Here is a 23,389-nt window from a genome sequence, read left to right on the forward strand (position 1 = left end):
CAGGGGTTGTCCAGCCGCCGGTCAGCGGATCGTCAGCGGACCGGCAGTTCTCTCCCGGCGAAGTGCCTCCCATCGGCGGGGACGGTGGGTAAGAATGGGGGGTATGTCCACACCACCACTTGGAACCACCGCCTCCCGCGATCTCGGCCGGGTCCTGCCCACGGGTGAGACGATCGGCCGGTACACCAGCTACCTGGATGCCCAGAAGGCCGTCGACTACCTCGCCGACAACAAGTTCGCCGTGCAGCGGGTGGCGATCGTCGGCAACGACCTGAAGACCGTGGAGCGGGTCACGGGACGCCTCAGCTACCCCCGCGTGGCGCTCGGCAGCGCGGCGACCGGCGCCTGGTTCGGCCTGTTCGTGGGACTGATCCTCAGCCTGTTCGCGGGCAGCGAGTCGGGGATCACGATCACGTCGTCCATCATCCTCGGCGCCATCTTCTGGCTGCTCTTCGGCGTCATCACCTATGCGTTCCAGCGGGGCAAGCGCGACTTCACCTCGACCAGCCAGGTCATCGCCGCCAACTACGACGTGATCGTGGAACCGGAGCTCGCCGCCGAGGCGCGCAGGATCCTGCAGCAGCTGCCCATGAACGGCCAGGCGCAGCACCCGGGCGCCAACCCCTCGGCCTGGGGGCAGGCCCCGGGCCCGCAGCCGCACCAGCCGCCCGAGCGCCCCGCCTCGTGGAACGACCCCTACGCGGGCCAGCAGCCCCAGCAGCAGCCCCAGCAGCCCGCGGTGGAGGAGAGCCAGACCGCCGGCCTCGGGACCACCGGCCCGCGGCGGGGACAGTTCCCCGATCTCCCGGATGGACGGCCCCAGTACGGCGTACGCGTGGACGACCAGGGGGCCGGCGACGAACCCCCTGCGGCGGCCCAGGCGGACGGCACGTCCACCGGGGAGCCCGCGCCGCGCGCCGACGACGACGGCGGGCACGGCTCGACCGCGGCGGGCGGACAGCGCTAGAGACCACCGGCGCCGTCGACGGCGCCTGACGCACGAGCGACGAAGGCAGGGACCCGGCCCGGGTCCCTGCCTTCTTGCTGTCGGTGCCTTCGTGCCGTCCGCCGCCGGACGGTCGGTCTACTCGCCGGTGCTGCCCCAGATGCCGCCCATCCAGGCCTCGACGTCCTCGGGGGTGCGGGGCAGGGCCGCGCTGAGGTTGACCGGACCATCGGCCGTCATGAGGATGTCGTCCTCGATGCGCACGCCGATCCCGCGGTACTCCTCGGGGACCGCGAGGTCCTCGGCCTTGAAGTAGAGGCCCGGTTCGATGGTGAAGACCATGCCCTCGGTGAGGACCCCGTCCAGGTAGAGCTCGCGCTTGGCCTGGGCGCAGTCGTGGACGTCCATGCCGAGGTGGTGGCTCGTGCCGTGCGGCATCCACCGCCGGTGGTGCTGGCCCTCGGGCGACAGCGCCTCCTCGAGCGGGACGGGCAGCAGTCCCCAGCTGTCCAGGTTCTCGGCGAGCACGGTGACCGCGGCGTGGTGGATCTCCCGGAACTTCCGACCGGGCCGGGCGGCCGCGAACCCTGCGTCGGCGGCGTCGAGCACCGCCTGGTAGATCCTCCGCTGCACCTCGGTGTACCGGCCGTTGATCGGCAGGGTGCGGGTGATGTCGGCGGTGTAGAGGCTCTCCGCCTCGACCCCGGCGTCGAGCAGGATCAGGTCGCCGGCCCTGACGTGGCCCGTGTTGCGGATCCAGTGCAGTGTGGTGGCGTTGTTGCCGGCGGCGGCGATGGTGTCGTACCCGAGGTCGTTGCCCTCCTCGCGGGCACGGGTGAAGAACGCACCTTCCACGACGCGCTCGCCCCGCGGGTGGGTCATGGCGCGGGGGAGGGTCCGGACCACTTCGTGGAAGCCCTCGACGGTTGCGGCCACCGCCGCCTCCATCTGCCCGATCTCCCAGGCGTCCTTGACGAGCCGCAGCTCGGACAGCACCTCGGCGAGCACGGCGTCGAGGGCGTCGGCCTGCTCGAGGTCCACCCCGGTGTTGATGCGCGAGGTGTCCACGAGGGCGTCGGCGTTGAAGTCGACCTCGCGGAGCAGTCGGATGCCGACGCCGCCGATCGCGACCACGCCCGCATCCTTCGTGATGGCGACCTCGAGTTCGGCGAGATCGGCGGTCCTCAGCGCGAGCTGGGCCTCGATCTGCGCCATGGACAGGCGCTGGCCGATCCAGAACTCGCCGTAGCGGGCGTTCGCGTAGAACTCGTCGCTGTCGCGTCCTGCGGGTTCGCGGAAGTACAGCGTGGCGGTGTGGTTGCCGTCGTCGTCGCCCGCTCCCTGCTCCACGGGCTCGAGCACGAGCACGGCGTCGGGCTCGTGGTCCAGGCCGAGACCGGTCAGGTGCGCGAAGCCGGAATGCGGGCGGTAGCGGTAGTCCGTGTCGTTCGAGCGCACCTTGAAGGGGCCCGCGGGGATGACGATGCGCTCGCCGGGAAAGCGGTCGGAGATGGCCCGACGGCGGCGTGCCGCGTGCGGGGCGACGGGCGACGCGGCGGGAAGATCCTCGGACGCCGGTGTCCAGTTACTCGCCATGAAGGCCTTGAAGGCCTCGGAGTCGGGCCGCTGGGAGCGGTTCTCGTTCCGGTCCGAGAGGGGCTGGCCCTCGGGGGAGTCGGTGGGGTTCAGGGATGCGGTGTCGTCAGGGCTCACCCCGACATCCTCCCACCGCGACCGGACCGCGGGAAAGTCCGACGCTCCAGATACTTTAGGAGCTAAAGTAAATGGTCACCAGACCATCGACGGAACGGCGGAACCATGGCAACGATCGCAGTCTTCGGCGGTACCGGGAGGACCGGCCGCCACGTCCTCGAGCAGGCCCTCGCTGCGGGGCACGAGGTCCGGGCGCTGGCGCGCTCGGCGTCGTCCGTCCGGGCTCGGGATCCCCGCCTGATCGTCGTCGAGGGCGATGTCCTGGACACCGACGCCGTGGACCGGGTGGTCGCCGGGAGCGGCGCCGTCATCAGTGTCCTCGGGCAGGTCAAGGGGTCGCCCGCGACGCTGCAGACCGACGGCATCCGCATCATCACCGACGCGATGGCGCGCCACGGCGTGCGGCGCATCGTGTCGCTCTCGGGTGGAGGGCTGCCGGATCCCGTCCATGACAGGCCGAAGGCCGCCGACCGGATCATCCGGGTCCTCCTGAAGCTGCTGTCGCCCGCGGTGCTCGAGGACGCCGAAGGGCACCTGCGCGTGCTCAGGGCGAGCGGCCTGGACTGGACGGTGGTGCGGGGGCCGCGCCTGCAGGCTACGCCGTACACCGGTATATACCGCGTGGGCTGGGTGGGCGTGGACGCCAGTACCTCCGTGGGGCGGGCCGACCTCGCCGAGTTCCTCCTGCGGCAGGTGGAGGACCGCACCTTCGTGCACCAGCTGCCGATGGTGAGCTACTGATGGAGGGGGTACGGGACGCCGGGCGTGAGGACGTCCTGGCCGAGGCGATCGACGCCATGGCGGCACTGACCCGGGACCTCGCCGCGGCGGGTTCCTACCCGTTCCGCGAACGGCGGCTCGGCCGGGCGCAGATGACCCTCCTGTACCAGCTGTCCCGCACCGACGGCCTCGGTGCCGGCGCGCTCGCCGCCGTGCTCGGCATCACCCCTGGTGCCGTGAGCCAGCATGTGGACCACCTCCGGCAGGCGGGCCTCGTGACGGTCGACGTGGATCCACTCGATGGGCGGGCCCGGATCGTCACGCTGACGGAGAAGGCACGCGCGGAGGTCGACGAGTTCCAGCGCGGCTGGACCGACGCCATCGCGCCGCGCTTCGATGCCCTGAGCACCGCCGATGTCCACGACCTGCACCGGCTGCTGTCCCTCGTCCGGCCCGCGGACGGGACCACGCCGTGAGGGCCGCAGGGTTCCACCGGTACGGTGGGCCCGATGAACTGGTGGTCCTCGAGCGCCCGCGTCCCGCGCCCGCCGCCGGCGACGTGCTCATCCGCCTGTCCGCCGCGGGCGTGAACCCGGCGGACACACATCTCCGCGCCGGTCACCTGCGGCGCTTCCTCCGACTCCGGCTCCCGTTCGTCCCCGGGTGCGACGGCGCCGGCACGGTGGTCGCGCTCGGCGACGAGGTGAAGGGCCTGGCGGTCGGCGATGCGGTCATCGCGATGGCGTCTCCCCGGCAGGGCGGGATGTACGGCGAGTTCGCCGCCCTGCCCGCGGACCAGTGCGCACTCGCCCCTGCGGTGGGGACCCTGGACACCGCAGCGGGCCTGCCCGTGGCCGGGACCACCGCGCTGCAGGCACTGCGGGACAGGGCCCGCGTCTCCCGGGGGCAGACCGTCCTCGTGTACGGAGCCTCGGGTGGCGTGGGCACCATGGTCGTGCAGATCGCGGTCGCGCTCGGATGTGGGGTGACGGCGGTGGCGAGCGGACCCAACCTCCCGATGCTCCGGGGTCTCGGCGCGCGCGTGGTCCTCGACTACACGGACCATGCGTTCCCCGGCCACGAGGGCACCTACGACGTCGTCCTCGACGCGGTCGGCCGGCTCGAGGCAGCGCTCGCTACCCGTTTCACCGCGCCGCGGGGCGTCCTCGTGACCATGAGGCCGCCGGCGATCCTGCGTCACCCCTCGTGGCTGCTGCCCTGGAGCGGGCGCCGTGCCGTCACCGTCATCGCCCGGCCCCGGCGCCGGGACCTCGACGAGCTCATCCGCCTCGTCGACGCCGGAAAGCTGCGCGTCGTCGTCGACGCGGTCTATCCGCTCGCGGAGGCCGCCCAGGCACACCGCCGGAGCGAGGACGGGCACGTGGCGGGAAAGGTCATCCTGGTGACCGGCTCCTCGGGAGACTGACGGCGCGGCGGTCCGGAGGGTCGCACGCGCCCTGACCGGGCCCGCGCCGCGGTGCGCGTAGATTGGACCCGGTGAGAATCGATCTGCACACGCATTCCAACGTCTCGGACGGCACCGAGGACCCCGACGTCCTCATCGGGTCCGCGGCCGCCGCGGGCCTCGACGCCGTCGCCCTCACCGACCACGACTCGACCGCGGGGTGGGACCGCGCACGGGCCGCAGCCACCGCCGTCGGCATCACCTTCATCGCCGGCATGGAGGTGTCCTGCCAGACCGACACGGGCATCAGCGTGCACGTGCTGTCCTACCTGCATGACCCGCTGCATCCCGGGCTGCTCACCGAGATCGAGAAGTCGCGGACCGCCCGCCTGACACGCGCACACCGCATGGTCGAACTCATGGCGGAGGACTTCCCGATCACCTGGGAGCTCGTGGAGCAGCACGTGACGGAGGGTGCCACCGTGGGGCGACCGCACATCGCCGACGCGCTGATCACGCTCGGCGTCGTCTCCACGCGATCCGAGGCCTTCGACCGCATCCTGACCGCGCGCTCACCCTACTGGGTCAGCCACTACGCACCCCATCCCGCGGACGCCGTCGCCCTCATCCGCGACGCCGGCGGCGTCCCCGTCTTCGCCCACCCGTCGGCCTTCACCCGCGGGGCGGTGGCGGGCGGGGCCGTCCTCGACGAGATGATCGACGCCGGGCTGCTGGGCCTCGAGGTGGAGCACCGGGACAACCCGGAGAGCGCGCGCGTGAAGCTGCGGCAGATCGCGCGGGACCGCGGTCTCCTGATGACCGGCTCGAGCGACTACCACGGGCGCGGGAAGCCGAACCTGCTCGGCGAGAACACGACGACGCCCGAGACGCTCGATGCCATCCTGTCCCTCGCTACGGGCGCGGCAGTCGGCTAGGACCCCGGGCGGCGCCGGAGGCCCTCCGCCACCGGTGGGATCACCGCACGGCAGGTGCGACCACGACGGCCGGCGAGCCCTGATTGACCGGGTTGGGCGTGGACGAGGGAGCGACCACCCCGAACTCGTAGCCCTCGGCCCGCAGTGCGTCGATCGTGGAAGCCAGGTAGGTCCACTGCGACGCGGGGCAGGACAGGACGTCCTCGGCGTCGTGGAGCAGGATGATCGCGCCGGGCGCCGCCTCCGCCATCACGAACTCCTGGACGCCCGCCGCACCCGGGCATTCGAAGTCGCCGGGATTGCCGACGTCCCACCGCCACAGGACGCCACCGCTCATGCCGATGGAGGTGAGGTAGTTCGTCGCGTAGGAGGTGCTGTTGCCGTACGGGAAGCGCATGAGGTCGGGGGTCGTACCGGTGATGGCCGCGATGGCAGCGTTGGTGCGGTCGATCTGCTGCTCCTGGTCGGCCGGGCTCAGGTCGGAGAAATCGGGGTGGTCCCACGAGTGGTTGCCGATCACATGCCCCTCGGCCTTGATCCGGCGGATGAGATCGGGGTACCGCTGCGCGTTGGAGCCCTGGACGAAGAACGTCGCCTTGACGTTCTTCTGCTTGAGGACGTCGAGGACGAACGCGGTGCGCTGGGGCGTGGGCCCGTCGTCGAAGGTCAGGCCGATGAGGGGTTTGTCGGCGGCCTGTGCCGGTGACAGGGGGCCGCCGACCAGCAGTGCGAGGACCAGGCTCGCGACGGCCAGGGCGGTGACGGCGATCTTGTTCTTCTTCATGGTGCTCAGCTCCCGTTCTCGACAGTTGGGTCCAGCCGTGCTCGAGGAGCACACTACGACTGCCGCGAGGCACTGTAAACACTCGAGCACGAAGGATCGGCGTGGCGTGGTACGCGTCTTCCTCCGGCCGGTACGCCCCCATACGGGCGGCGGACCGCGGACCGCATGGGGGCGCGGCGGCGTCAGGTCCAGGGCGCCAGGCGGGCACGCATGACGTCGATGGCCTGCGGGTTGCTGTCCACGCACACGAACCGACGCCCCAGCTTCCCCGCAACGGCGCCGAGCGTCCCCGACCCTGCGAAGAAGTCCAGCACCCAGTCGCCCTCGCGACTGCTCGCCGCCACCGCACGGCGCAGCAGGCCCTCCGGCTTCTGGGTGGGATAGCCCGTCTTCTCCCGGCCCGTGGGAGACACGATGGTGTGCCACCAGACGTCCGTCGGCAGTTTGCCGAGGGCCGCCTTCTCGGCCGTCACCAGGCCCGGCGCCATGTACGGCTCGCGGTCCACCTCGGCGCTGTCGAAGTGGTAGCCGGACGGGTTCTTCACGTACACGAGGATGTTGTCGTGCTTCGCGGGCCACCTGCGCTTCGCCCGGGCACCGTAGTCGTAGGCCCAGATGATCTCGTTCAGGAAGGACTCCCGCCCGAACAGGGCGTCCAGCATCACCTTGGCGTAGTGCACCTCGCGGTAGTCCAGGTGCACGTAGAGGGTGCCGTCGTCGGCGAGGAGCCGCCAGGCCTCGGCGAGGCGCGGCGCCAGGAAGTCCCAGTAGTCCTCGAAGGCGTCGTCGTAGCTCGCGAGCACGCCCTTGACCGTCGAGTAGGACATGCCCTTGAACCCCACGCGGTCTCCGGAGCCTCCGGCCGCCCGCACCATGGTGGTCTGCTGGCGGCGCTGGACCCGCCCGGTGTTGAACGGCGGGTCGACGTAGATCATGGTGAAGGCGGCGTCCGGGAGCAGGGCGAGGTACTCCGCATTGTCCGCGTGCACCACGAGGTTGGCGCCGTCCGGGCTCCAGGCGGGAGCCTCGGACGGCGCAGGAAGGGGGCACGGTGAGGCGTTCGGCGTGGGCCGCGCAGAGATCGTAGGNGCGAGCCCTCGCCCGACCCGTCGCCTGCGTCGCCGTCGCGGCGCTGGCCGCCGCGTCCACCGGACTGCGACCGCCCGCGTCCGCTGTCGCGTCCGCCCTCGTTCCTGCCGTCGCTCCGTCCATCAGGGCGTCCGCCGCCGCGCTTGCCGGTCTCCCCGAGGTCCTCGAGCACCTCGGCGTTGATGCCCGCGAGCCTGCGGTCCTTGCGGGGCAGGCGTCCCTTGGTGCCCTCCGGGATGTCGAGTTCCAGGTACAGGTGCGGTGACGACGAGTAGGTCTCCACGGGCTCCGGGGCATCGAGTCCGAGGGCCTTGTTGATGAGCCCCCAGCGCGGGAGGTCGTCCCAGTCCACGAAGGTGACCGCCGTGCCCTTCTTGCCGGCGCGGCCCGTACGGCCCACGCGGTGCAGGTAGGCCTTCTCGTCCTCGGGGCACTGGTAGTTGATGACGTGGGTGATGTCCTCCACGTCGATGCCGCGGGCGGCCACCTCGGTGGCGACGAGGACGTCGATCTTGTCACCGCGGAAGGCGCGCAGCGCCTGCTCGCGGGCGCCCTGGCCGAGGTCGCCGTGGATGGCGCCGGCGGCGAAGCCGCGGTCGATGAGTTCCTCGGAGAGCTTCGCGGCGGTGCGCTTGGTCTTGCAGAAGATGATCGTGCGTCCGCGGTGCCGGGACTGGAGGATCCGGGCGACGACCTCGGCCTTGTCCAGGTTGTGCGCGCGGTAGATGACCTGCCGGATGTCCTTCTTGGTGATGCCCTCGTCCTCGGGATCCGCGGCCCGGATGTGCGTGGGCTGCGTCATGTACCGGCGGGCCATCGCGATGACGGGGCCGGGCATGGTCGCGGAGAACAGGAGCGTCTGGCGCACCGGGGGCGTCGCGGCGATGAGCGTCTCGACGTCGGGCAGGAACCCGAGGTCCAGCATCTCGTCGGCCTCGTCCAGCACCACGATCTTCACGTTCTTGAGGACGAGCAGCTTCTGCTTGTACAGGTCGATCAGGCGCCCGGGCGTTCCGACGACGATCTCGACGCCCTTCTGGATGGCCTCGATCTGGGGCTCGTACGCACGTCCGCCGTAGATGGTGACGATGCGCGCGTTGCGCTTCTTCGCCGCCGTCGTCAGGTCGCTCGCGACCTGGACCGCGAGTTCGCGGGTCGGCACGACGACGAGCGCCTGCGGGGCGCCGGGCACCGGGAGGCGGTCGTAGCCCTCGTCCTCGGGGCCGACGACCCGCTGGATGGCGGGGATGCCGAAGCCGAGGGTCTTGCCGGTCCCGGTCTTCGCCTGGCCGATGATGTCGTGGCCGCCGAGGGCGATCGACAGGGTCATCGCCTGGATGGGGAACGGGTGGATGATGCCGGCGTCGGCGAGGGACTCGACGATGTCGGGGCGGACATTGAAATCCGCGAAGGTCTCCGGCACGGCCGCGTGGGGCTCCGCGGTGGTGACCAGCGTCTCCTCGACGTCGATGGCGTCGGGGGAGTTGTCCGCGACGAGGTGGTGGCCGTCGGCCGCCGCGGTGTCGCCGGCGCCTGGGTTCGTATCGTGGTGTGTGTTCTGCACGTTCTACCGTTCATTCAGGCCGAGCGGCCGCTGAGGCTCGACGGATCGGATGGGATTCATCCGGTGCGGAGCCTATCGGCGGGCGCAGGGCGTCCAGTGGAAGCCGATCGCGGGCTTGCGACTGCGTGCGGGCGGCGGAGTGAGACCTGCGCCTGCGGGGAAACTCGGGATCGAGTAGGTACTGCGGGTTATCGAGGGATAACGACCGGGCATCCATTACTACACGCCAAGACTACCCTGCCCGTCCCCTGCACGGCGTCATCGCGGGCTCCGTGCAGGCGCGTCCGTCGGCTTCACCTCGAAGCGGATGCGCCGGCGCGCGATGTCCGCCTCCAGCAGGACCACCGTGACGCGCTCGCCGGCCACCAGTTCGCCGTAGCACGTCGCCTCGAGCGCGGGGTCGGTGATCTGCACGGTCCCGGACAGGCGGGGCGCCTGCTTCCCGGGGGCCTCCTCGATGGCCGGGGGAGAGCCCTGCAGGACCACGGCGGAGAAGGCCTCGCCGATGCGGTTGCTCAGCAGCGCAGCCTGCACCGCGTCCATGGCCCCCGAATCGAGGCGGGAGGCCGTCTGGTTCGAGGACGCCATGAGTGCGTTGAGCTCGGGCAGGGCCGCCCGCACCCAGGCCGGCACCTCGGTGCCCCTGCACAGCGACTCGCACGTCACGAGCACGAAACGGTCCACGAGCCGCCGCAGGGGAGCGGTGGCATGGGCGTACGGCGCGGCGATGGCCGACTGCACGACGGCGTCCGGCACCTCTCCGTCGAACGCCGTGTAGCCGGCGCCGCGGAACAGCGACGCCGCGGCGTGCATGAGGGCCAGCTGGCGGGGGACGGTGACGTCGAGGGTGCGGAGGAAGGCCCCGTAGGGCATGTGCGCGGGCCAGGGGTGTTCGAGCGCCTCCGACTGGCGCCGGAACTTGCCGAGGGCGCCGTCGTCCGGCTCGGGCATGGTCCGCAGGATGCCGATGCCGCCGTCGATCATCATGCGCGCCGCGGCCATGCCCGTCATGAGTGAGATCTGGGCGTTCCAGTCCTCGCACGGCAGGGCCGGTTCCGTGACGATGCCGTAGCTCCCGCCGGCATAGATGATCTCCTGGCGTGGCAGGTTGAGGCTCGCGCCCCCGCGGGCGAGTTCCTGCCGGATGCGGAGCAGGCCGATCTCCTGCAGGAGCGTGAGCTGCCCGTCGGCGGTGCCGGCGTCGATCTCCGCCTGCACCTGCGCATACGTGAGCTGACGGCGGCTGCGGACGGTGGCGCGGCGGACCGTGGCGGATTCGACCTCCGCGGCGGCGTCCAGCAGGAAGTGCCACACGAAGGCGGGGCGGTCGCGGTCCGGGAGCAGGCTCGCCGCGTCCTCCGAGATGACCTCCGGGTGGAGCGAGATCCGCCCGTCCGGCGCGTACAGGGTCTGCCCGCGGAGCCTTGCCTCGGCGTCGATCGCCCCACCGGCACCGACGAAGAGCGGGACGTCGGCGATGGCGTACCGGACCTCGTACCCCGCGGCCCCGGCGCTCCGGCGCGCGAAGTGGACGGCCTGGTCGAGGTCGGTGGAGCCGGGCGGGTCGATCGTGAGGAAGGGCAGGGCGCGGAGGTCGGTGGACGGCAGGGTGTGCGCGGCGACCGCGGTGTCCGCCTCCCGCAGGACCTCCTCGGGGAACTGCTCGCGGATGCCGAGTTCCTCACGCAGGGATCGCAGCGACTCGGTGAGGCGCTGGTGGGACTCCCGATCCCTGAGGTCCATATGCTGTGCGGGCACAGGCAATACGGTAATGCACGTCACAGACATCCGGCAGTCGCACAGGGCGCCGCCGGGCCCTGGGACCTCTGGGGCGAAGCGACTCCACGGCCTTCAGCACGCGGCGCCGCCGCGTGTCCGGTCCCTTCGCCTGCTCGATCGGCAGGACGAGCGCCGGACCGGCCGAGAGGGCGACGGCAGGATCCTCCTCGCGCGGGGCAGCTTGCCGCACCTTTCGGAGTGCGTAGTGTTAGCAGAATGAACAACGGCTCCTCCGACAGCACGGCCCTCTCGGCAACCGAACGGAACCGGGCCGGGTCCGCCCGGCCCCCGGCGGCCGCGCCCGGGAGCCGGCCCGCNGCCACGAACCGACCCACCAGCTCGAAGTGCTCGAACTCCTGGACGGCGAGGCGGCCGAGGCTCGCGCGGTCGGCGAGGCTCGGTGAGAACCGTGCGTCCGAGGACAGGCGCTCGAAGCCGGACAGTTCCCCGTAGGCGACGACGCCGAGCAGGTCGGTGACGAAGCGCGCTGGCGAATCCCGTCTATGCGCGCTTCGTCACCGACCTGCTCGGCGTCGTCGCCTACGGGGAACTGTCCGGCTTCGAGCGCCTGTCCTCGGACGCACGGTTCTCACCGAGCCTCGCCGACCGCGCGAGCCTCGGCCGCCTCGCCGTCCAGGAGTTCGAGCACTTCGAGCTGGTGGGTCGGTTCGTGGCCGGGCTCGGCGTCACGATCGAGGACGCGATGGCACCCTTCCAGGCCTCGATCGACGCCTTCCACGAACGCACCCGCCCCGGCGACTGGTACGAGTCGCTCATGAAGGCCTACGTCCTCGACGCCTTCTCCGGGGACTTCTACCGCTCACTGGCGGACACCCTCGATCCGCGCACGCGTGAGCTCCTCTGCACCATCGACTCCGGGGAGGGGGCCGCCCACCTGCAGCGCCGCCTGAAGGAGGCACTCTCCGACGATCCCCGCCTCGCCTCGCGCCTCGCCCTCTGGGGGCGCCGGCTCGTGGGCGAGGCGCTGACCCAGGCGCAGCGCGTGGGCATCGAGCGCGAGTACCTGGCGGGGATCCTGTTCGCCGACGTGGCGGACCACACGCAGCACTCGACGGCGCTGTTCTCCCAGCTCACCCGCAACCACTCGCGGCGCATGAGCGCGCTGGGGCTCACAGCGTAGGAACCGGCCCCGATGCGGGAGGACCCGTAGCCGGTGGCTGCGGGTCCTCCCGTCGCCGGTCCTGCTGCTCGCCGGCGGTCGTGCGGGGTATCGGTCCTGCTAGAGCGCACCGAACCCGACGCGGCGGGTCTCCTCGGCGCCGATCTCGACATAGCCGAGGACGCCCGTCGGGACGATCACGAGGCGGCCCTTGGAGTCCTTGAGCCGCAGCTCCGTCCCCGTCAGGGCCTGCCCCACCAGCTCCGCGATGGCGTCCGCGCTCTCGGAGGACTCGAGGATGATCTCCCGGTTGACGTTCTGGATACCGATCTTGATTTCCACGGCGCGTGCCTCCTGTTGTATGAGCCTGGTATTGCTTCGAAACCTACCCTAGATCTCCTTGGGGAAACGGCTGATTCCGCGCCAAGCTAAACGGTAGATCAGCTCCGCGGCGGCATCGATGTCCAGGCTTCCGTCGGTCTCCAGCCAGTAGCGCGCGCTGATCTGCGCCATGCCGGCCAGGCCGCGGCCCAGCAGGGTCGCCTCCACCATCGACAGCTGGGTGTCGCCGGCGATCACCCCGGCGATCGCGCCCGCGAAGTGGGCGTTGAAGGCCTCCAGCCGGCTGCTGACGTCGGGCTCGTTGCTGATGTCCGATTCGAAGACCAGCCGGTGTGCCCTGCTGTCCTGCGCGATGAACTGGAAGTAGGCGCGCATGGTCGCGTGCACGCGCAGCTTGTTGTCGTCGGTGGAGCGCAGCGCGTCGACCAGCAGCTGCGTCAGCTCGGCCAGGTGGCTGTCCAGCAGCGCGAGGTAGAGGTCCCGCTTGCCGGGGAAGTGCTGGTAGAGCACGGGCTTGCTCACCCGGGCGGCCACCGCGATGTCGTCCATGGCGGCCCCGTGGTAGCCGTGGCCGACGAAGACCTCCTGGGCTGCCGCCAGGAGCTGGCGGCGGCGCTCGTCCCGCGGGAGCCGGACGGCTTTTCCGGCGGCGGTCGGTTCAACACTCACGTCAGGAGTTCCTCGGTTCAGCGGTCGGGGGGCGTCGGCCCAGTTTACCCACCTGCCGCGGCTGGCCCGGCCCTGCCGGCGCGGAATACCCTTGGGCATGACCGCTTCGACTTCGTCCGCGCACGCCCCCGAGAACAGCCCGGCGGGCCTGCCGCCCCTGGTCGACGCCGTGGGGAGCCTGACCCGGGAGGAGACGCTGCGCTACTCGCGGCACCTGATCATCCCCGGGTTCGGCACCGAGGCGCAGCTGCGGCTGAAGAACGCCCGCGTCCTCGTGATCGGCGCCGGAGGGCTCGGCTCACCCGCCCTCCTGTACCTCGCGGCGGCGGGCGTGGGCACGCTGGGCATCGTGGACGACGACGACGTCGAGCTCTCCAACCTGCAGCGCCAGGTCATCCACGGCGTCCCGGACCTCGGCCGGCCGAAGGCCGAATCCGCCCGCGACAGCATCCTCGCGCTGAACCCGCTGGTCGAGGTGGTCCTGCACGGGGAGAGGCTCGACAACTCCAACGCCCTCGCGCTCTTCTCCGGGTACGACCTCATCGTCGACGGCACGGACAACTTCGCCACGCGCTACCTCGTCAACGACGCGGCCGCCATCCTGGGCAAGCCCTACGTCTGGGGGTCCATCCTGCGGTTCGACGGCCAGGTCAGCGTCTTCTGGCAGGACCGCGGGCCCACCTACCGCGACCTGTACCCGGATGCACCGCCGCCCGGTTCCGTCCCCTCCTGCGCGGAGGGCGGCGTGCTGGGCGTCCTGTGCGCGCAGATCGGGTCCGTGATGGTGAACGAGGCCATCAAGCTCATCACCGGCGTCGGCAGGACCCTCCTCGGACGGGTGCTGGTGTTCGACGCCCTGGACATGAGCTGGCGGGAGGTGCGCGTGAGGCCGGACCCGACGGCCCCGCGCATCACGGAGCTGATCGACTACGAGCAGTTCTGCGGACTCCCGTCCGCCTCCACTGCGGCGGAGGATCCTGAGGAGGTGCCGACCGTGTCCGTCGAGGAACTCGCGGAGCTCCTCGCCGCGCGATCGGCCGGCTCGGCGGATTTCGACCTGCTGGACGTCCGGAATCCGGAGGAGTACGCGATCGTGAGCATCGACGGCGCGGTGCTGGTCCCGAAGCCCCTGATCCTCGACGGCGCCGCGGCCGTGGACGGCGCGAGGACCGTCTACGTGCACTGCAAGTCCGGGGTCCGCTCCGCCGACGTCGTGCGCCACCTCCGCAGCAGGGGCCACCGGGACGTCTGGTCGGTGGACGGAGGCATCATCGAGTGGGTGCGCACCATCGAACCGCAGAAGATGACCTACTAGGAACCATTGGGACCTGCCGGGATGCGGGGGCCGTCACCGGCGCCGGGGGTCAGGCGCTCTGCGCCGGCCGCTCGTGGTCCACGGGACATAGGGCGCCCTCGGGGTGCGCATGGTCGCCGTGGGCATTGGCAGGCGCTGCCGGGGCGGCGGGTGCGGCCGACGGCGCGGGCATCACGTCGATGCCGTAGAGGGCCTCGAGTGCTGCGGTGTACTCGTCCTGGCGTCCCTCGGCGGCGAGCTCGCGGGCACGGACGGTGGGGACGTGCAGGAGCTGGCGGACCATGCGCCGCAGGGCGAACTCGACCTCCTCCGCGGCGGCGGTGCAGCCGTGCTGGGCGCGGACGCGCTCCATCTCCGCGTCGAGGACGGTCTGCGTGTGCCGGCGGAGGGCCACGATGGCCGCGTTCATCGCCCGCGTGGCCTGCTGTTCCTCGAAGGAGCGTGCAGCCTCGCGTACGAGGTCACTGGCCTGCGCCAGAGCGTCGGCCTGCTCCTCGGGCGCCGCAGCACGGACGGATTCGAGGGTGATGAGCTCGACGTCGTCGAGGTTCGCGACGGCGGGGTCGAAGTCGTGGCTGAGGGCGAGGTCGATGATCACGAGCGGGCGGTCGCTGCCCTCGCGCACCCGCTCGATGTCGGCGGCGTCGATGCGGGCGTCACTGCCGCTGCAGCCGATGACGACGTCCGCCCGGCCCATGGCGCCCGGCAGGTCCGCGGCGGCGAGGGCCGTCCCTCCGCGGGTCGCGACGAAGGCGTCGGCCCGACCGGACGAGGAGAAGACCGAGACGTCGGTGCACCCCTTGTCCCGGAGGGCCGCCATCGTGGCGCCCGCATAGGCTCCCGTCCCGAACAGCACCACGGTCTTGGCCGACCACTCGGGATCCTCGGAGAGGTCGCCCGCCAGTTCGAGGGCGACGGACACGATGGACCGGCCCCGGCTGCCGAGTGCCGTCTGCGCGCCGACGTCCTTCGCGGTCCGGGACGCAGCCTGGAAGAGGCGGACGAGGCCGCCGCTGGCGGCACCGGAGCCCTGGGCCTCGATGAGCGCACGCCGGACCTGGCCGGCGATCTCCCGTTCCCCGATGACCGCGGAGTCGAGCCCGGCGCCGACGGCGAAGAGGTGTTCGGCCACGTCCTGGCCGGTGTGCGTCTCGAAGGAGGAGGACACCGACTGCTCGGGGATGCCCGAATACTCGCTGATGGTCGCCACGATCGCGGAGCGGGCGGCCTCGATGTCCTCCTCGGACGGGGCTTCGGCGTAGATCTCGAAGCGGTTGCAGGTCGCGAGGACCACGGCGCCCGCGACGGACCGGTCCCCGGCGAGCGCAGCAGAAGGGACCTGGGGGGCCCCGACACTGAGTCGGGCCACGGTTTCCAGGTCCACGTTCGAATGGGTCGCGACGAGCGAAAGAAGTACCACAGCGTTCCGATCATATCGAGCGCAGGCTCCCTCCACCGAATAGGCAAGGCTTACCCGAGGATTGCCTTCCGCGGAATCCTGCGGGAAACTGCCCCTCGCGGGCAGGGTGATGTTGGCCACGCCGGGCCCGCGCGGGCGGCCCCGGTTATCCATCCCGGAGGATCTTCGGCAGAATCGGCGGTATGGACCTTGGAGCATCGCACCCGCTGATCGACGGACGTACGTCCGGATCGGCCCTCATCTCCGCCTACCGGGGCCAGGCTCCGCACCGGCGCCCCGTCTGGTTCATGCGCCAGGCCGGACGGTCGCTGCCGGAATACCGCGCCCTGCGCAAGGGCACCGACATGCTGGAGTCCTGCCTCGATCCCGGGATGGCGTCGGAGATCACCCTCCAGCCCGTGCGACGCCATGATGTGGACGCGGCGATCTTCTTCTCCGACATCGTGATCCCGCTCAAGCTGGCCGGGGTCGAGGTCGACATCGTGCCCGGCGTGGGGCCCGTCCTCGGCGCGCCCATCCGGTCCGCCGCCGACGTCGCCGCCCTGCCCACGCTGACGGACGAGGCGCTGGAGCCGATCCGGCAGGCCGTGGCCCTCACGGTCGCCGAGCTGGGCTCCACCCCGCTCATCGGTTTCGCGGGTGCCCCCTTCACGCTGGCGGCCTACATGGTGGAGGGCAAGCCGTCCCGCGACCACCTCGGTCCGCGCACCATGATGCACGCCGATCCGGACACGTGGCGCGCCCTGACCGAGTGGGCGGCGGACGCCTCCGGCATGTTCCTGCGGGCCCAGCTGGAGGCCGGCGCCAGTGCCGCCCAGCTGTTCGACTCGTGGGCTGGCTCCCTCGGCCTCGCGGACTACCGCCGGCACGTGGCACCGGCCTCCCGCAGGGCCCTCGACCATGTCCGGGGCCTCGGCGCGCCGCTGATCCACTTCGGCACCGGCACCTCGGAGCTGCTCGTCGCGATGCACGAGGTCGGGGTGGACGTCATCGGCGTCGACTACCGGCTGCCCCTCGACGAGGCGAACCGTCGCCTCGGCGGGACGGTGCCCCTGCAGGGCAACATCGATCCCGCCCTCCTGCCCGCACCGTGGCCCGTCCTCGAACAGCACGTCCGCGACGTCCTCGCCGCCGGGGCGTCGGCGCCGGGACACGTGGTGAACCTCGGGCACGGCGTGCCGCCGGAGACGGACCCGGACGTCCTGACGCGCGTCGTCGACCTCATCCACTCCGTGGAGCCGTAGCCATGGCGAGGGCGGCGGGCCCGGACGGCGTCCCAGCGGAGCAGGAGGGCCCTCCCGCGCCCCCGGAGCGCGCCCGCCCCCGGACGGTGGTCGTGGTCGGCGGGGGCATGGCGGGCCTCGTCGCGGCACGGACGCTCCTGACGCGGGGGTTGCGCGTCACCGTCCTCGAGAGAGCGGACCGGTTCGGCGGCACGGTGGACAGCCGTGTGCTCGGCGGGTTCCGGCTCGACAGCGGCGCCGAATCCTTCTCCACGCGGTCCGCCACCGTGCCCGCGCTCGCCGTCGAGCTCGGGCTGGGGGACAGGATCGTGGTCCCCGACGCCGCGGGTGCGTGGGTTCAGCTGCCCGGCAGCGACCTCCGGGCGGCCGCGCAGCCGCTGCCGAACTCCGGGGTCCTCGGCATCCCGGCGGACCCCTCCGAACCCACCATCAGCGCGATCCTCGGCCGCGCGGGCTCCGTCAGGGCCGCCCTCGACGAGGTCCTCCCGGTCGGTCCCCTCGCCACCCGCCCCGGGGTGAGCCTCGGGGAACTGGTCCGGACGCGGATGGGGGAGGACGTCCTGACCCGCCTGGTGGCGCCGGTGGCGGGCGGGGTCTTCTCCGCCGACCCCGACGACCTCGACGTCGACTCCGTGGCGCCGGGACTGCGCGCCACCATGGGCCGCCTGGGCTCGCTCGGCGCCGCGGCAGGCGCCCTGCGCCGGGCCGCTCCGGCGGGTGCCGCGGTGGGCGGCCTCGTCGGCGGCATCGCCCAGCTCCGCGACGCCCTCGTGCAGCAGCTCCGGGAGGACGGCGCGGACCTGCGGTCGAACGAGCACGTCAGCGGGATCGCCCGCTCGGGTGCCGGCTGGATCGTGACGACGGAGCACTCGGCCCTGACGCGACGCCTCCCGGCCGACGCCGTGCTCGTGGCCACCGAGGGCAGGGGCGCCGTCGATCTCCTCGCCCCGTCCCTTCCCGCACTGGCACAGGAGCGGCCCGATCCGGTACCCGGCGTCGCCCTCGTCACCCTGATCGTCGACGTCCCGGAGCTCGACGCGCGTCCCCGGGGTACCGGCGTGCTCGTGGCCCGTGGCGTCGAGGGTGTGGCCGCGAAGGCGCTCACCCACGCCACGGCGAAGTGGGCCTGGCTGCGGGACCAGGCCGGGCCCGGCTCCCACGTCCTCCGGCTGTCCTTCGGCCGCGTCGGGGACGAGCCCACCGCCGTCGGGCTCGGGACGCCCGACGACGCCCTCTACCGCCACGCCCTCGCCGACGCCTCGACGCTGCTCGGCGTGCCCATCGGGGAGGCCGACGTCGTCGACTGGGACGTGGTGCGCTGGGCCGGTGCACTCCCGCACGCCTCGGTGGGGCACCGGGAGCGTGTCACGCGCATCCGGGCCCTCGTCGCGGAGCAGTCGGCGTCCCTCGCGGTGACCGGCGGCTGGCTCGCCGGGACCGGGCTGGTCGCCGTCATCGACGACGCCCGGACCCGCGCCGACGCGCTCGCGGACGCCCTGGCGGAGAGCGGCCGCACACCCGCCGTGTGACCTTCATCTCTTCTACGTTTCGTAGAACAAAACGATTTCGGTTCGCCTCCGGGCAGGGGCAGACTAGTACCATGACTGAGCTCACCGGTAGCACACCCGCCCATGCTCCACAGCCGACCGGGGAGGGCGCCGAAGCCCCCGGAGAGCTCTTCTACACCCTCTGGACCGTCTTCAAGCGGGAGGCCGCGACCACGGATTCGGGCGCGCACTCCCTGGTGGACGTGCTCGCCACCCTGGAGCAGGACGGCGTCGTCCTCCGCGGGTTCTACGACGTCTCGGGCCTGCGCGCCGACGCCGACGTGATGGTCTGGCTGCACGGACCGCGTCCCGAGGACCTCCAGGCCGCCGTGCGGAAGCTGCGCCGCACCGACGCCTTCGCCGCGACCACCGTGGCGTGGTCGGCCATGGGTGTCCACCGCGACGCCGAGTTCTCCAAGTCCCACAGCCCGGCGTTCTCCCGCGGGGTAGCGCCGGCCGAGTGGGTCTGCGTGTACCCCTTCGTGCGGTCCTACGAGTGGTACATCCTCCCCTCGGACGAGCGCCGCGAGATGCTCATGGACCACGGCCTGAAGGGGCGGAAGTACCCGCAGGTGATCTCCAACACGGTGTCATCCTTCGCCCTCAACGACTACGAATGGATCCTGGCACTCGAAGCTCCCGAGCTCGTGGACCTCGTGGACCTCATGCGGTACCTCCGGGAGACCGAAGCGCGGCGCCACGTCCGCGAGGAAGTGCCGTTCTACACCGGCCGGCGGATCAGCCATGACGAGATTGCAGAGGTGCTCCAGTGACGACACAGGCATTCAACCCCCTCGACGGAGTCGACGAGAACGGGCGGATGGCCCCGAAGGCGTACGACGCCGTGGTGCTCGCCTCCTTCGGCGGACCGGAGGGACAGGACGACGTCATCCCCTTCCTGCGGAACGTGACCCGCGGCCGCGGCATCCCCGACGAGCGCCTCGAGGAGGTCTCGCACCACTACCGTGCGTTCGGCGGCGTGAGCCCCATCAACAGCCAGAACCGGGCCCTGCGGGCCGCCATGGAGGCCGAGCTCCGGCGTCGCGGCATCGACCTGCCCGTCTTCTGGGGCAACCGCAACTGGGAGCCCTTCATCGCCGACACCCTGCAGGAGGCGTACGACGCCGGTCACCGCAAGGTGCTCGCCGTGACCACGAGCGCCTACTCCTGCTACTCGAGCTGCCGCCAGTACCGCGAGGACCTCGGCATGGCGCTCGTGAAGACCGGCCTCGAGGGCCGGCTCGAAGTGGACAAGGTCCGCCAGTACTTCGACCACCCGGGCTTCGTGGAACCCTTCGTCGAGGGCGTGACCGACGGCCTCGCCAAGGTCCGTGCCGGGCTCGCCGAGCAGGGCACCCCCGAAGCGCCCGTCCACATCATGTTCTCCACCCACTCCATCCCCATGGGCGACGCCGAGGCCGCCGGACCGCGTGCCGGCGACGGCGGGCCGGCCTACGAGGAGGGCGCCTATGTGGCGCAGCACCTGGCGACCGCGCAGGCGGTGCTGGACCGGATCCCCGGGGCCGCGGGCGTCGAGTGGTCCCTGGTCTACCAGTCCCGCTCCGGCGCCCCGCACATCCCGTGGCTCGAGCCGGACATCAGCGACGCCCTCCGCGACCGCTACGAAACCGGCACGCGCGGCGTCGTGATCGTCCCCCTCGGCTTCGTCTCCGACCACATGGAGGTCGCCTGGGACCTCGACACCGAGGCCATGGAGACCTGCGGCGAACTCGGGATCGTCGCCGACCGCGTGCCCACGCCGGGCACCCACCGGAAGTTCGTGGAAGGACTCGTGGACCTCATCCTCGAGCGCACCATCGACGACAACATCGTCGACCGCCCGTCGGCGACGGCGCTCGGACCCTGGTTCGACGTGTGCCGTCCGAACTGCTGCGCGAACCGCCGCGGGGAGAAGCCGACCGTCGCCGCCGTCGACTCCACCGTGGGGACGCCGCTGCCCAACCCCGGTACGGTATGAGCGCAGCCATCAGGGTGGGCACGCGGGGCAGCGCCCTCGCGATGACGCAGACGACGACGGTGGCGGAGCGGGTCTCCGGGCTCGCCCGCCTGCCGTACGAGCTCGTGCGCGTCCGGACCGAGGGGGATGTCCTCAAGGGGTCGCTCTCGCAGATCGGCGGCACCGGCGTCTTCGTCGCAGCCCTCCGTGACGCCCTCCTCGAGGAGCGGTGCGACGTGGCGGTGCACTCGCTCAAGGACCTCCCCACGCTGCCCGCCCCGGGTCTGACGGTCGCGTCCGTGCCCGAGCGGGAGGACGTCCGCGACGCCCTCTGCGCCCGGGACGGCCTCACCCTGGCCACGCTCCCGGACGGTGCACGCGTGGGCACGGGGTCCCCGCGACGCGCCGCCCAGCTCCGGTCCGCGCGTCCCGGGCTCGAGGTCGTGGACATCCGCGGCAACGTGGACACGCGTCTCGGACGCGTCGCAGGGCTCGTCCCCGGAGCACCCGGTGACCTCGACGCCGTCGTCCTCGCCGCGGCGGGACTGCGGCGGCTCGGGCGCGAGGAGGCGATCACCGAGCTGATCGACCCGGACGTCATGCTCCCCGCCGCGGGCCAGGGCGCCCTCGCGATCGAGTGTCGCGAGAGCGAGGCGACCCCCGGGGTGCGCGAAGCACTCGCCGCCTACGACCACCTGCCCACACGGCTCGCGGTGACGGCGGAGCGCGCCGTCCTCCTGCAGCTCGAGGCGGGCTGCGCGGCGCCCATCGGCGCCCTCGCCCGGCTGCAGGGCGACGACCTCGCCCTCGAGGCCGTGGTGTGCAGCCTGGACGGCCGGTCGATGATCCGCCTGACCCGCTCGGCGCCGGCCACCGACGCCGTCGCCGCCGCGCAGCTCGGCCTCGAACTCGCCGAGGAGCTGCTCGCCGCCGGGGCAGCCGACATCGCGCCCCTGAACAGCTAGGCACGCATGGTCAGCTGGTCAGGGGGCCGGCCGGTGGTCGTGCTCCGGCACCCGGCCCGGGCGGTCCGGATCGCCGACGCCCTCCGCGCGGGCGGCATGACGGCCTACGCCCTGCCGCTCACGGACACGGAGCTCCCCGCCGCCACCGACGCCGTCGGCCGCGCGCTGGCGGCCCTCGGGCAGGGCGGGTACGAGTGGCTGGTCCTGACCAGCGCCAACGCCGTCCAGTCCCTCGGGATGCTCGCGGGCGCGGACACGCTCGCCACCCTCGTCCGCCGCGGGGGAGCGCGGGTCGCCGCGGTCGGCACCGCGACCGCGCGGACACTGGCCGCGGCGGGCGTCGTCGTGGACCTGGTGCCCGGGGAGGCGTCCTCGGCCGGCCTCCTGGCGGCGTTCCCGTCCGGTCGGGGCGCCGTCCTCCTGCCCCAGGCCGATCTCGCCCCGGACGACCTCCGTGCGGGACTCGCGGCCTCGGGCCGGGCCGTCCACCGCGTCGAGGCGTACCGCACCGTGCCCTACCCGGCGTCGACCACGCGGCGTGTCCCCGGCGTCGAGGAGGACGGGCCCAGACCGCCGGTGCTGTCCCTCCGCGAGCTCGTGGGCCTCACGTCGGGCGGCGTCCAGCCCGCCGTCGTCTTCACCGCCCCGAGCGCGGTCCGGCAGTTCCATGACAGGCTGGGCGGCGGTCCGCTGTCCTTCCGGGCCGTCGCCATCGGCCGCACCACGGCCGGGGCGCTCCGGTCCGAGGGGTGGGCGCCGGCGGCCACGGCCGCAGACCCCACACCGCAGGGCATCGCCCGGGCGGCGGCGGACGCCCTCGCACAGGACGACGCACCCATCTCGCACGCCGCACCATCGAACGGAGATCAGCCATGAGTTTCCCCCAGCACCGGCCCCGGAGGCTGCGCTCGACCCCCGCCCTGCGGCGCATGGTGGCCGAGTACCGCGTCCACCCGTCCGAGCTGATCCTGCCGGCCTTCATCCGCGAGGGGCTCGCCGAGCCCTCGCCGATCCTCTCCATGCCCGGGGTCGTGCAGCACACCACGGACTCCCTCAAGCGGGCGGCAGCGCAGGCGGTGGAGCGCGGCGTCGGCGGCATCATGCTGTTCGGCATCCCCGAGCACCGCGACGCGACCGGCAGCGCCGGCATCGACCCCGACGGCGTCCTCAACCGTGCGATCGCGGACGTCCGCTCCGAGGTGGGCGACTCCCTCGTGGTCATGAGCGACGTCTGCCTGGACGAGTTCACCGACCACGGGCACTGCGGTGTCCTCGCCGCCGACGGCACGGTGGACAACGACGCGACACTGGAGCTGTACGGGCAGATGGCCGTGGAGCAGGCCCGGGCCGGCGCACACGTGCTCGGCCCCTCCGGGATGATGGACGGGCAGGTCGCCGTCATCCGCCAGGCGCTGGACGAGGCCGGACACCAGGACACCGTGGTGCTCGCCTACGCCGCCAAGTACGCCTCCGCGTTCTACGGCCCGTTCCGCGAGGCCGTCGACTCCCAGCTCGTCGGCGACCGCCGGACCTACCAGATGGACGCCTCGAACCGCCGTGAGGCGATCCTCGAGGTGGAACTCGACCTCGAGGAGGGCGCCGACATGGTGATGGTCAAGCCCGCCATGAGCTACCTGGACATCCTCGCGGACGTCGCCGCCATGTCGCCCGTGCCCGTCGCGGCGTACCAGATCTCGGGGGAGTACGCGATGATCGAGGCCGCGGCCGCGAACGGCTGGATCGACCGCCGCCGCGCCATCGAGGAATCCGTCCTCGGGATCAAGCGCGCCGGCGCGCAGATGATCCTCACCTACTGGGCCTCGGAGCTCGCGCTCTGGCTCGACGAGCCCGCCCACTGAACTCCCACAGCGAAGG

At 72.1% G+C, this 23,389-nt stretch carries 22 protein-coding genes and 1 pseudogene; 14 read left to right on the forward strand and 9 right to left on the reverse strand.

Annotation, left to right across the window (positions count from 1 at the left end; translation table 11 throughout):
* Positions 1-103: 103 nt before the first annotated feature.
* A complete protein-coding gene (locus RY94_RS02100) occupies positions 104-967 on the forward strand; it encodes a general stress protein (protein ID WP_052273825.1) in 864 nt (287 codons plus the stop codon).
* A gap of 117 nt (positions 968-1,084) precedes the next feature.
* Here RY94_RS02100 and RY94_RS02105 read toward each other — a convergent pair whose 3' ends face one another.
* On the reverse strand, positions 1,085-2,659 hold the full coding sequence (locus tag RY94_RS02105; protein WP_052273826.1) for an aminopeptidase P family protein: 1,575 nt from the start codon (positions 2,657-2,659) through the stop codon (positions 1,085-1,087).
* Positions 2,660-2,764: 105 nt separating this feature from the next.
* On the opposite strand from RY94_RS02105, the gene RY94_RS02110 reads away from it, so the two are divergent.
* The 4 genes from RY94_RS02110 (at position 2,765) to RY94_RS02125 (ending at position 5,719) form a co-directional block, all read left to right on the forward strand.
* On the forward strand, positions 2,765-3,400 hold the full coding sequence (locus tag RY94_RS02110; RefSeq protein ID WP_043441025.1) for an NAD(P)-dependent oxidoreductase: 636 nt from the start codon (positions 2,765-2,767) through the stop codon (positions 3,398-3,400).
* On the forward strand, positions 3,400-3,855 hold the full coding sequence (locus RY94_RS16555; RefSeq protein WP_052273827.1) for a MarR family winged helix-turn-helix transcriptional regulator: 456 nt from the start codon (positions 3,400-3,402) through the stop codon (positions 3,853-3,855). Before RY94_RS02110 ends, RY94_RS16555 begins: the two co-directional genes overlap by 1 nt.
* Positions 3,852-4,805, forward strand: a complete 954-nt coding sequence (locus RY94_RS02120) for an NAD(P)-dependent alcohol dehydrogenase (protein ID WP_043441028.1) — start codon at positions 3,852-3,854, stop codon at positions 4,803-4,805. The genes RY94_RS16555 and RY94_RS02120 overlap by 4 nt, the downstream gene beginning before the upstream one ends.
* Before the next feature lie 71 nt (positions 4,806-4,876).
* Complete coding sequence (locus tag RY94_RS02125; RefSeq protein ID WP_043441030.1) at positions 4,877-5,719, forward strand: PHP domain-containing protein; 843 nt, start codon at positions 4,877-4,879, stop codon at positions 5,717-5,719.
* Between the two features lie 40 nt (positions 5,720-5,759).
* Here the strand turns inward: RY94_RS02125 and RY94_RS02130 are convergent, their stop codons facing one another.
* The 5 genes and pseudogenes from RY94_RS02130 to RY94_RS18600 form a co-directional block, all read right to left on the reverse strand.
* Positions 5,760-6,503, reverse strand: a complete 744-nt coding sequence (locus tag RY94_RS02130; protein ID WP_052273829.1) for a polysaccharide deacetylase family protein — start codon at positions 6,501-6,503, stop codon at positions 5,760-5,762.
* A 182-nt stretch (positions 6,504-6,685) separates the two neighbouring features.
* Entirely contained in the window at positions 6,686-7,492 is an 807-nt protein-coding gene (locus tag RY94_RS02135) for a DNA-methyltransferase (RefSeq protein WP_231554377.1), read from the reverse strand.
* The gene (locus RY94_RS02140) at positions 7,435-9,156 is read right to left on the reverse strand and encodes a DEAD/DEAH box helicase (protein WP_231554378.1); all 1,722 of its coding nucleotides are present in this window, start codon (positions 9,154-9,156) and stop codon (positions 7,435-7,437) included. Before RY94_RS02140 ends, RY94_RS02135 begins: the two co-directional genes overlap by 58 nt.
* A 258-nt stretch (positions 9,157-9,414) precedes the next feature.
* Positions 9,415-10,914 carry an RNB domain-containing ribonuclease gene (locus tag RY94_RS02145; RefSeq protein ID WP_331374506.1) on the reverse strand — a complete coding sequence of 500 codons (1,500 nt, stop codon included), beginning with the start codon at positions 10,912-10,914 and terminating at the stop codon, positions 9,415-9,417.
* Between the two features lie 20 nt (positions 10,915-10,934).
* Positions 10,935-11,408 (reverse strand): annotated as a pseudogene (locus RY94_RS18600) (ferritin-like fold-containing protein); the annotation flags it as partial.
* A gap of 14 nt (positions 11,409-11,422) precedes the next feature.
* On the opposite strand from RY94_RS18600, the gene RY94_RS02150 reads away from it, so the two are divergent.
* The gene (locus tag RY94_RS02150; RefSeq protein ID WP_043441036.1) at positions 11,423-12,076 is read left to right on the forward strand and encodes a ferritin-like fold-containing protein; all 654 of its coding nucleotides are present in this window, start codon (positions 11,423-11,425) and stop codon (positions 12,074-12,076) included.
* A 99-nt stretch (positions 12,077-12,175) separates the two neighbouring features.
* Here the strand turns inward: RY94_RS02150 and RY94_RS02155 are convergent, their stop codons facing one another.
* Together RY94_RS02155 and RY94_RS02160 are read right to left on the reverse strand one after the other, a co-directional pair.
* Entirely contained in the window at positions 12,176-12,397 is a 222-nt protein-coding gene (locus RY94_RS02155; protein ID WP_043441038.1) for a DUF3107 domain-containing protein, read from the reverse strand.
* A 48-nt stretch (positions 12,398-12,445) separates the two neighbouring features.
* Positions 12,446-13,066 (reverse strand): TetR/AcrR family transcriptional regulator, encoded by a 621-nt coding sequence (locus tag RY94_RS02160; RefSeq protein WP_231554379.1) that lies wholly within the window; start codon positions 13,064-13,066, stop codon positions 12,446-12,448.
* Between the two features lie 97 nt (positions 13,067-13,163).
* On the opposite strand from RY94_RS02160, the gene moeB reads away from it, so the two are divergent.
* Positions 13,164-14,381, forward strand: a complete 1,218-nt coding sequence (moeB, locus tag RY94_RS02165; RefSeq protein ID WP_043441041.1) for a molybdopterin-synthase adenylyltransferase MoeB — start codon at positions 13,164-13,166, stop codon at positions 14,379-14,381.
* 49 nt (positions 14,382-14,430) lie between these two features.
* On the opposite strand, the gene RY94_RS02170 is transcribed toward moeB, so the two are convergent.
* Positions 14,431-15,801, reverse strand: coding sequence for a glutamyl-tRNA reductase (locus RY94_RS02170; protein WP_043441043.1), 1,371 nt, complete (start codon positions 15,799-15,801; stop codon positions 14,431-14,433).
* Between the two features lie 182 nt (positions 15,802-15,983).
* Between RY94_RS02170 and hemE the strand changes: the two genes are divergently transcribed.
* The 7 genes from hemE (at position 15,984) to hemB (ending at position 23,373) form a co-directional block, all read left to right on the forward strand.
* Positions 15,984-17,045 (forward strand): uroporphyrinogen decarboxylase, encoded by a 1,062-nt coding sequence (hemE, locus tag RY94_RS02175; protein WP_043441045.1) that lies wholly within the window; start codon positions 15,984-15,986, stop codon positions 17,043-17,045.
* A gap of 2 nt (positions 17,046-17,047) precedes the next feature.
* Positions 17,048-18,574 carry a protoporphyrinogen oxidase gene (gene hemG / locus RY94_RS02180; protein ID WP_082045983.1) on the forward strand — a complete coding sequence of 509 codons (1,527 nt, stop codon included), beginning with the start codon at positions 17,048-17,050 and terminating at the stop codon, positions 18,572-18,574.
* A gap of 71 nt (positions 18,575-18,645) precedes the next feature.
* The gene (gene hemQ / locus RY94_RS02185; protein ID WP_043441047.1) at positions 18,646-19,365 is read left to right on the forward strand and encodes a hydrogen peroxide-dependent heme synthase; all 720 of its coding nucleotides are present in this window, start codon (positions 18,646-18,648) and stop codon (positions 19,363-19,365) included.
* Between the two features lie 47 nt (positions 19,366-19,412).
* Complete coding sequence (locus RY94_RS02190; RefSeq protein ID WP_052273863.1) at positions 19,413-20,570, forward strand: ferrochelatase; 1,158 nt, start codon at positions 19,413-19,415, stop codon at positions 20,568-20,570.
* The gene (hemC, locus tag RY94_RS02195) at positions 20,567-21,514 is read left to right on the forward strand and encodes a hydroxymethylbilane synthase (RefSeq protein WP_043441050.1); all 948 of its coding nucleotides are present in this window, start codon (positions 20,567-20,569) and stop codon (positions 21,512-21,514) included. Before RY94_RS02190 ends, hemC begins: the two co-directional genes overlap by 4 nt.
* Before the next feature lie 6 nt (positions 21,515-21,520).
* Positions 21,521-22,390 carry a uroporphyrinogen-III synthase gene (locus RY94_RS02200; RefSeq protein ID WP_052273830.1) on the forward strand — a complete coding sequence of 290 codons (870 nt, stop codon included), beginning with the start codon at positions 21,521-21,523 and terminating at the stop codon, positions 22,388-22,390.
* On the forward strand, positions 22,387-23,373 hold the full coding sequence (gene hemB, locus RY94_RS02205) for a porphobilinogen synthase (RefSeq protein WP_043441052.1): 987 nt from the start codon (positions 22,387-22,389) through the stop codon (positions 23,371-23,373). Before RY94_RS02200 ends, hemB begins: the two co-directional genes overlap by 4 nt.
* The last annotated feature ends 16 nt before the right edge of the window (positions 23,374-23,389 follow it).

Origin of the sequence: Arthrobacter sp. L77, assembly GCF_000816565.1 — a bacterium.
GTDB lineage: Bacteria > Actinomycetota > Actinomycetes > Actinomycetales > Micrococcaceae > Arthrobacter_D > Arthrobacter_D antioxidans.

What these genes read in the sequence shown, in the direction of transcription:
- RY94_RS02100 (WP_052273825.1), top strand. Translation starts at nt 104, where the DNA reads ATGTCCACACCACCACTTGGAACCACCGCCTCCCGCGATCTCGGCCGG.
- RY94_RS02110 (WP_043441025.1), top strand. Translation starts at nt 2,765, where the DNA reads ATGGCAACGATCGCAGTCTTCGGCGGTACCGGGAGGACCGGCCGCCAC.
- RY94_RS16555 (WP_052273827.1), top strand. Translation starts at nt 3,400, where the DNA reads ATGGAGGGGGTACGGGACGCCGGGCGTGAGGACGTCCTGGCCGAGGCG.
- RY94_RS02130 (WP_052273829.1), bottom strand. Translation starts at nt 6,503, where the DNA reads ATGAAGAAGAACAAGATCGCCGTCACCGCCCTGGCCGTCGCGAGCCTG.
- moeB (WP_043441041.1), top strand. Translation starts at nt 13,164, where the DNA reads ATGACCGCTTCGACTTCGTCCGCGCACGCCCCCGAGAACAGCCCGGCG.
- hemE (WP_043441045.1), top strand. Translation starts at nt 15,984, where the DNA reads ATGGACCTTGGAGCATCGCACCCGCTGATCGACGGACGTACGTCCGGA.
- hemG (WP_082045983.1), top strand. Translation starts at nt 17,048, where the DNA reads ATGGCGAGGGCGGCGGGCCCGGACGGCGTCCCAGCGGAGCAGGAGGGC.
- hemQ (WP_043441047.1), top strand. Translation starts at nt 18,646, where the DNA reads ATGACTGAGCTCACCGGTAGCACACCCGCCCATGCTCCACAGCCGACC.
- RY94_RS02190 (WP_052273863.1), top strand. Translation starts at nt 19,413, where the DNA reads ATGGCCCCGAAGGCGTACGACGCCGTGGTGCTCGCCTCCTTCGGCGGA.
- hemC (WP_043441050.1), top strand. Translation starts at nt 20,567, where the DNA reads ATGAGCGCAGCCATCAGGGTGGGCACGCGGGGCAGCGCCCTCGCGATG.
- RY94_RS02200 (WP_052273830.1), top strand. Translation starts at nt 21,521, where the DNA reads ATGGTCAGCTGGTCAGGGGGCCGGCCGGTGGTCGTGCTCCGGCACCCG.
- hemB (WP_043441052.1), top strand. Translation starts at nt 22,387, where the DNA reads ATGAGTTTCCCCCAGCACCGGCCCCGGAGGCTGCGCTCGACCCCCGCC.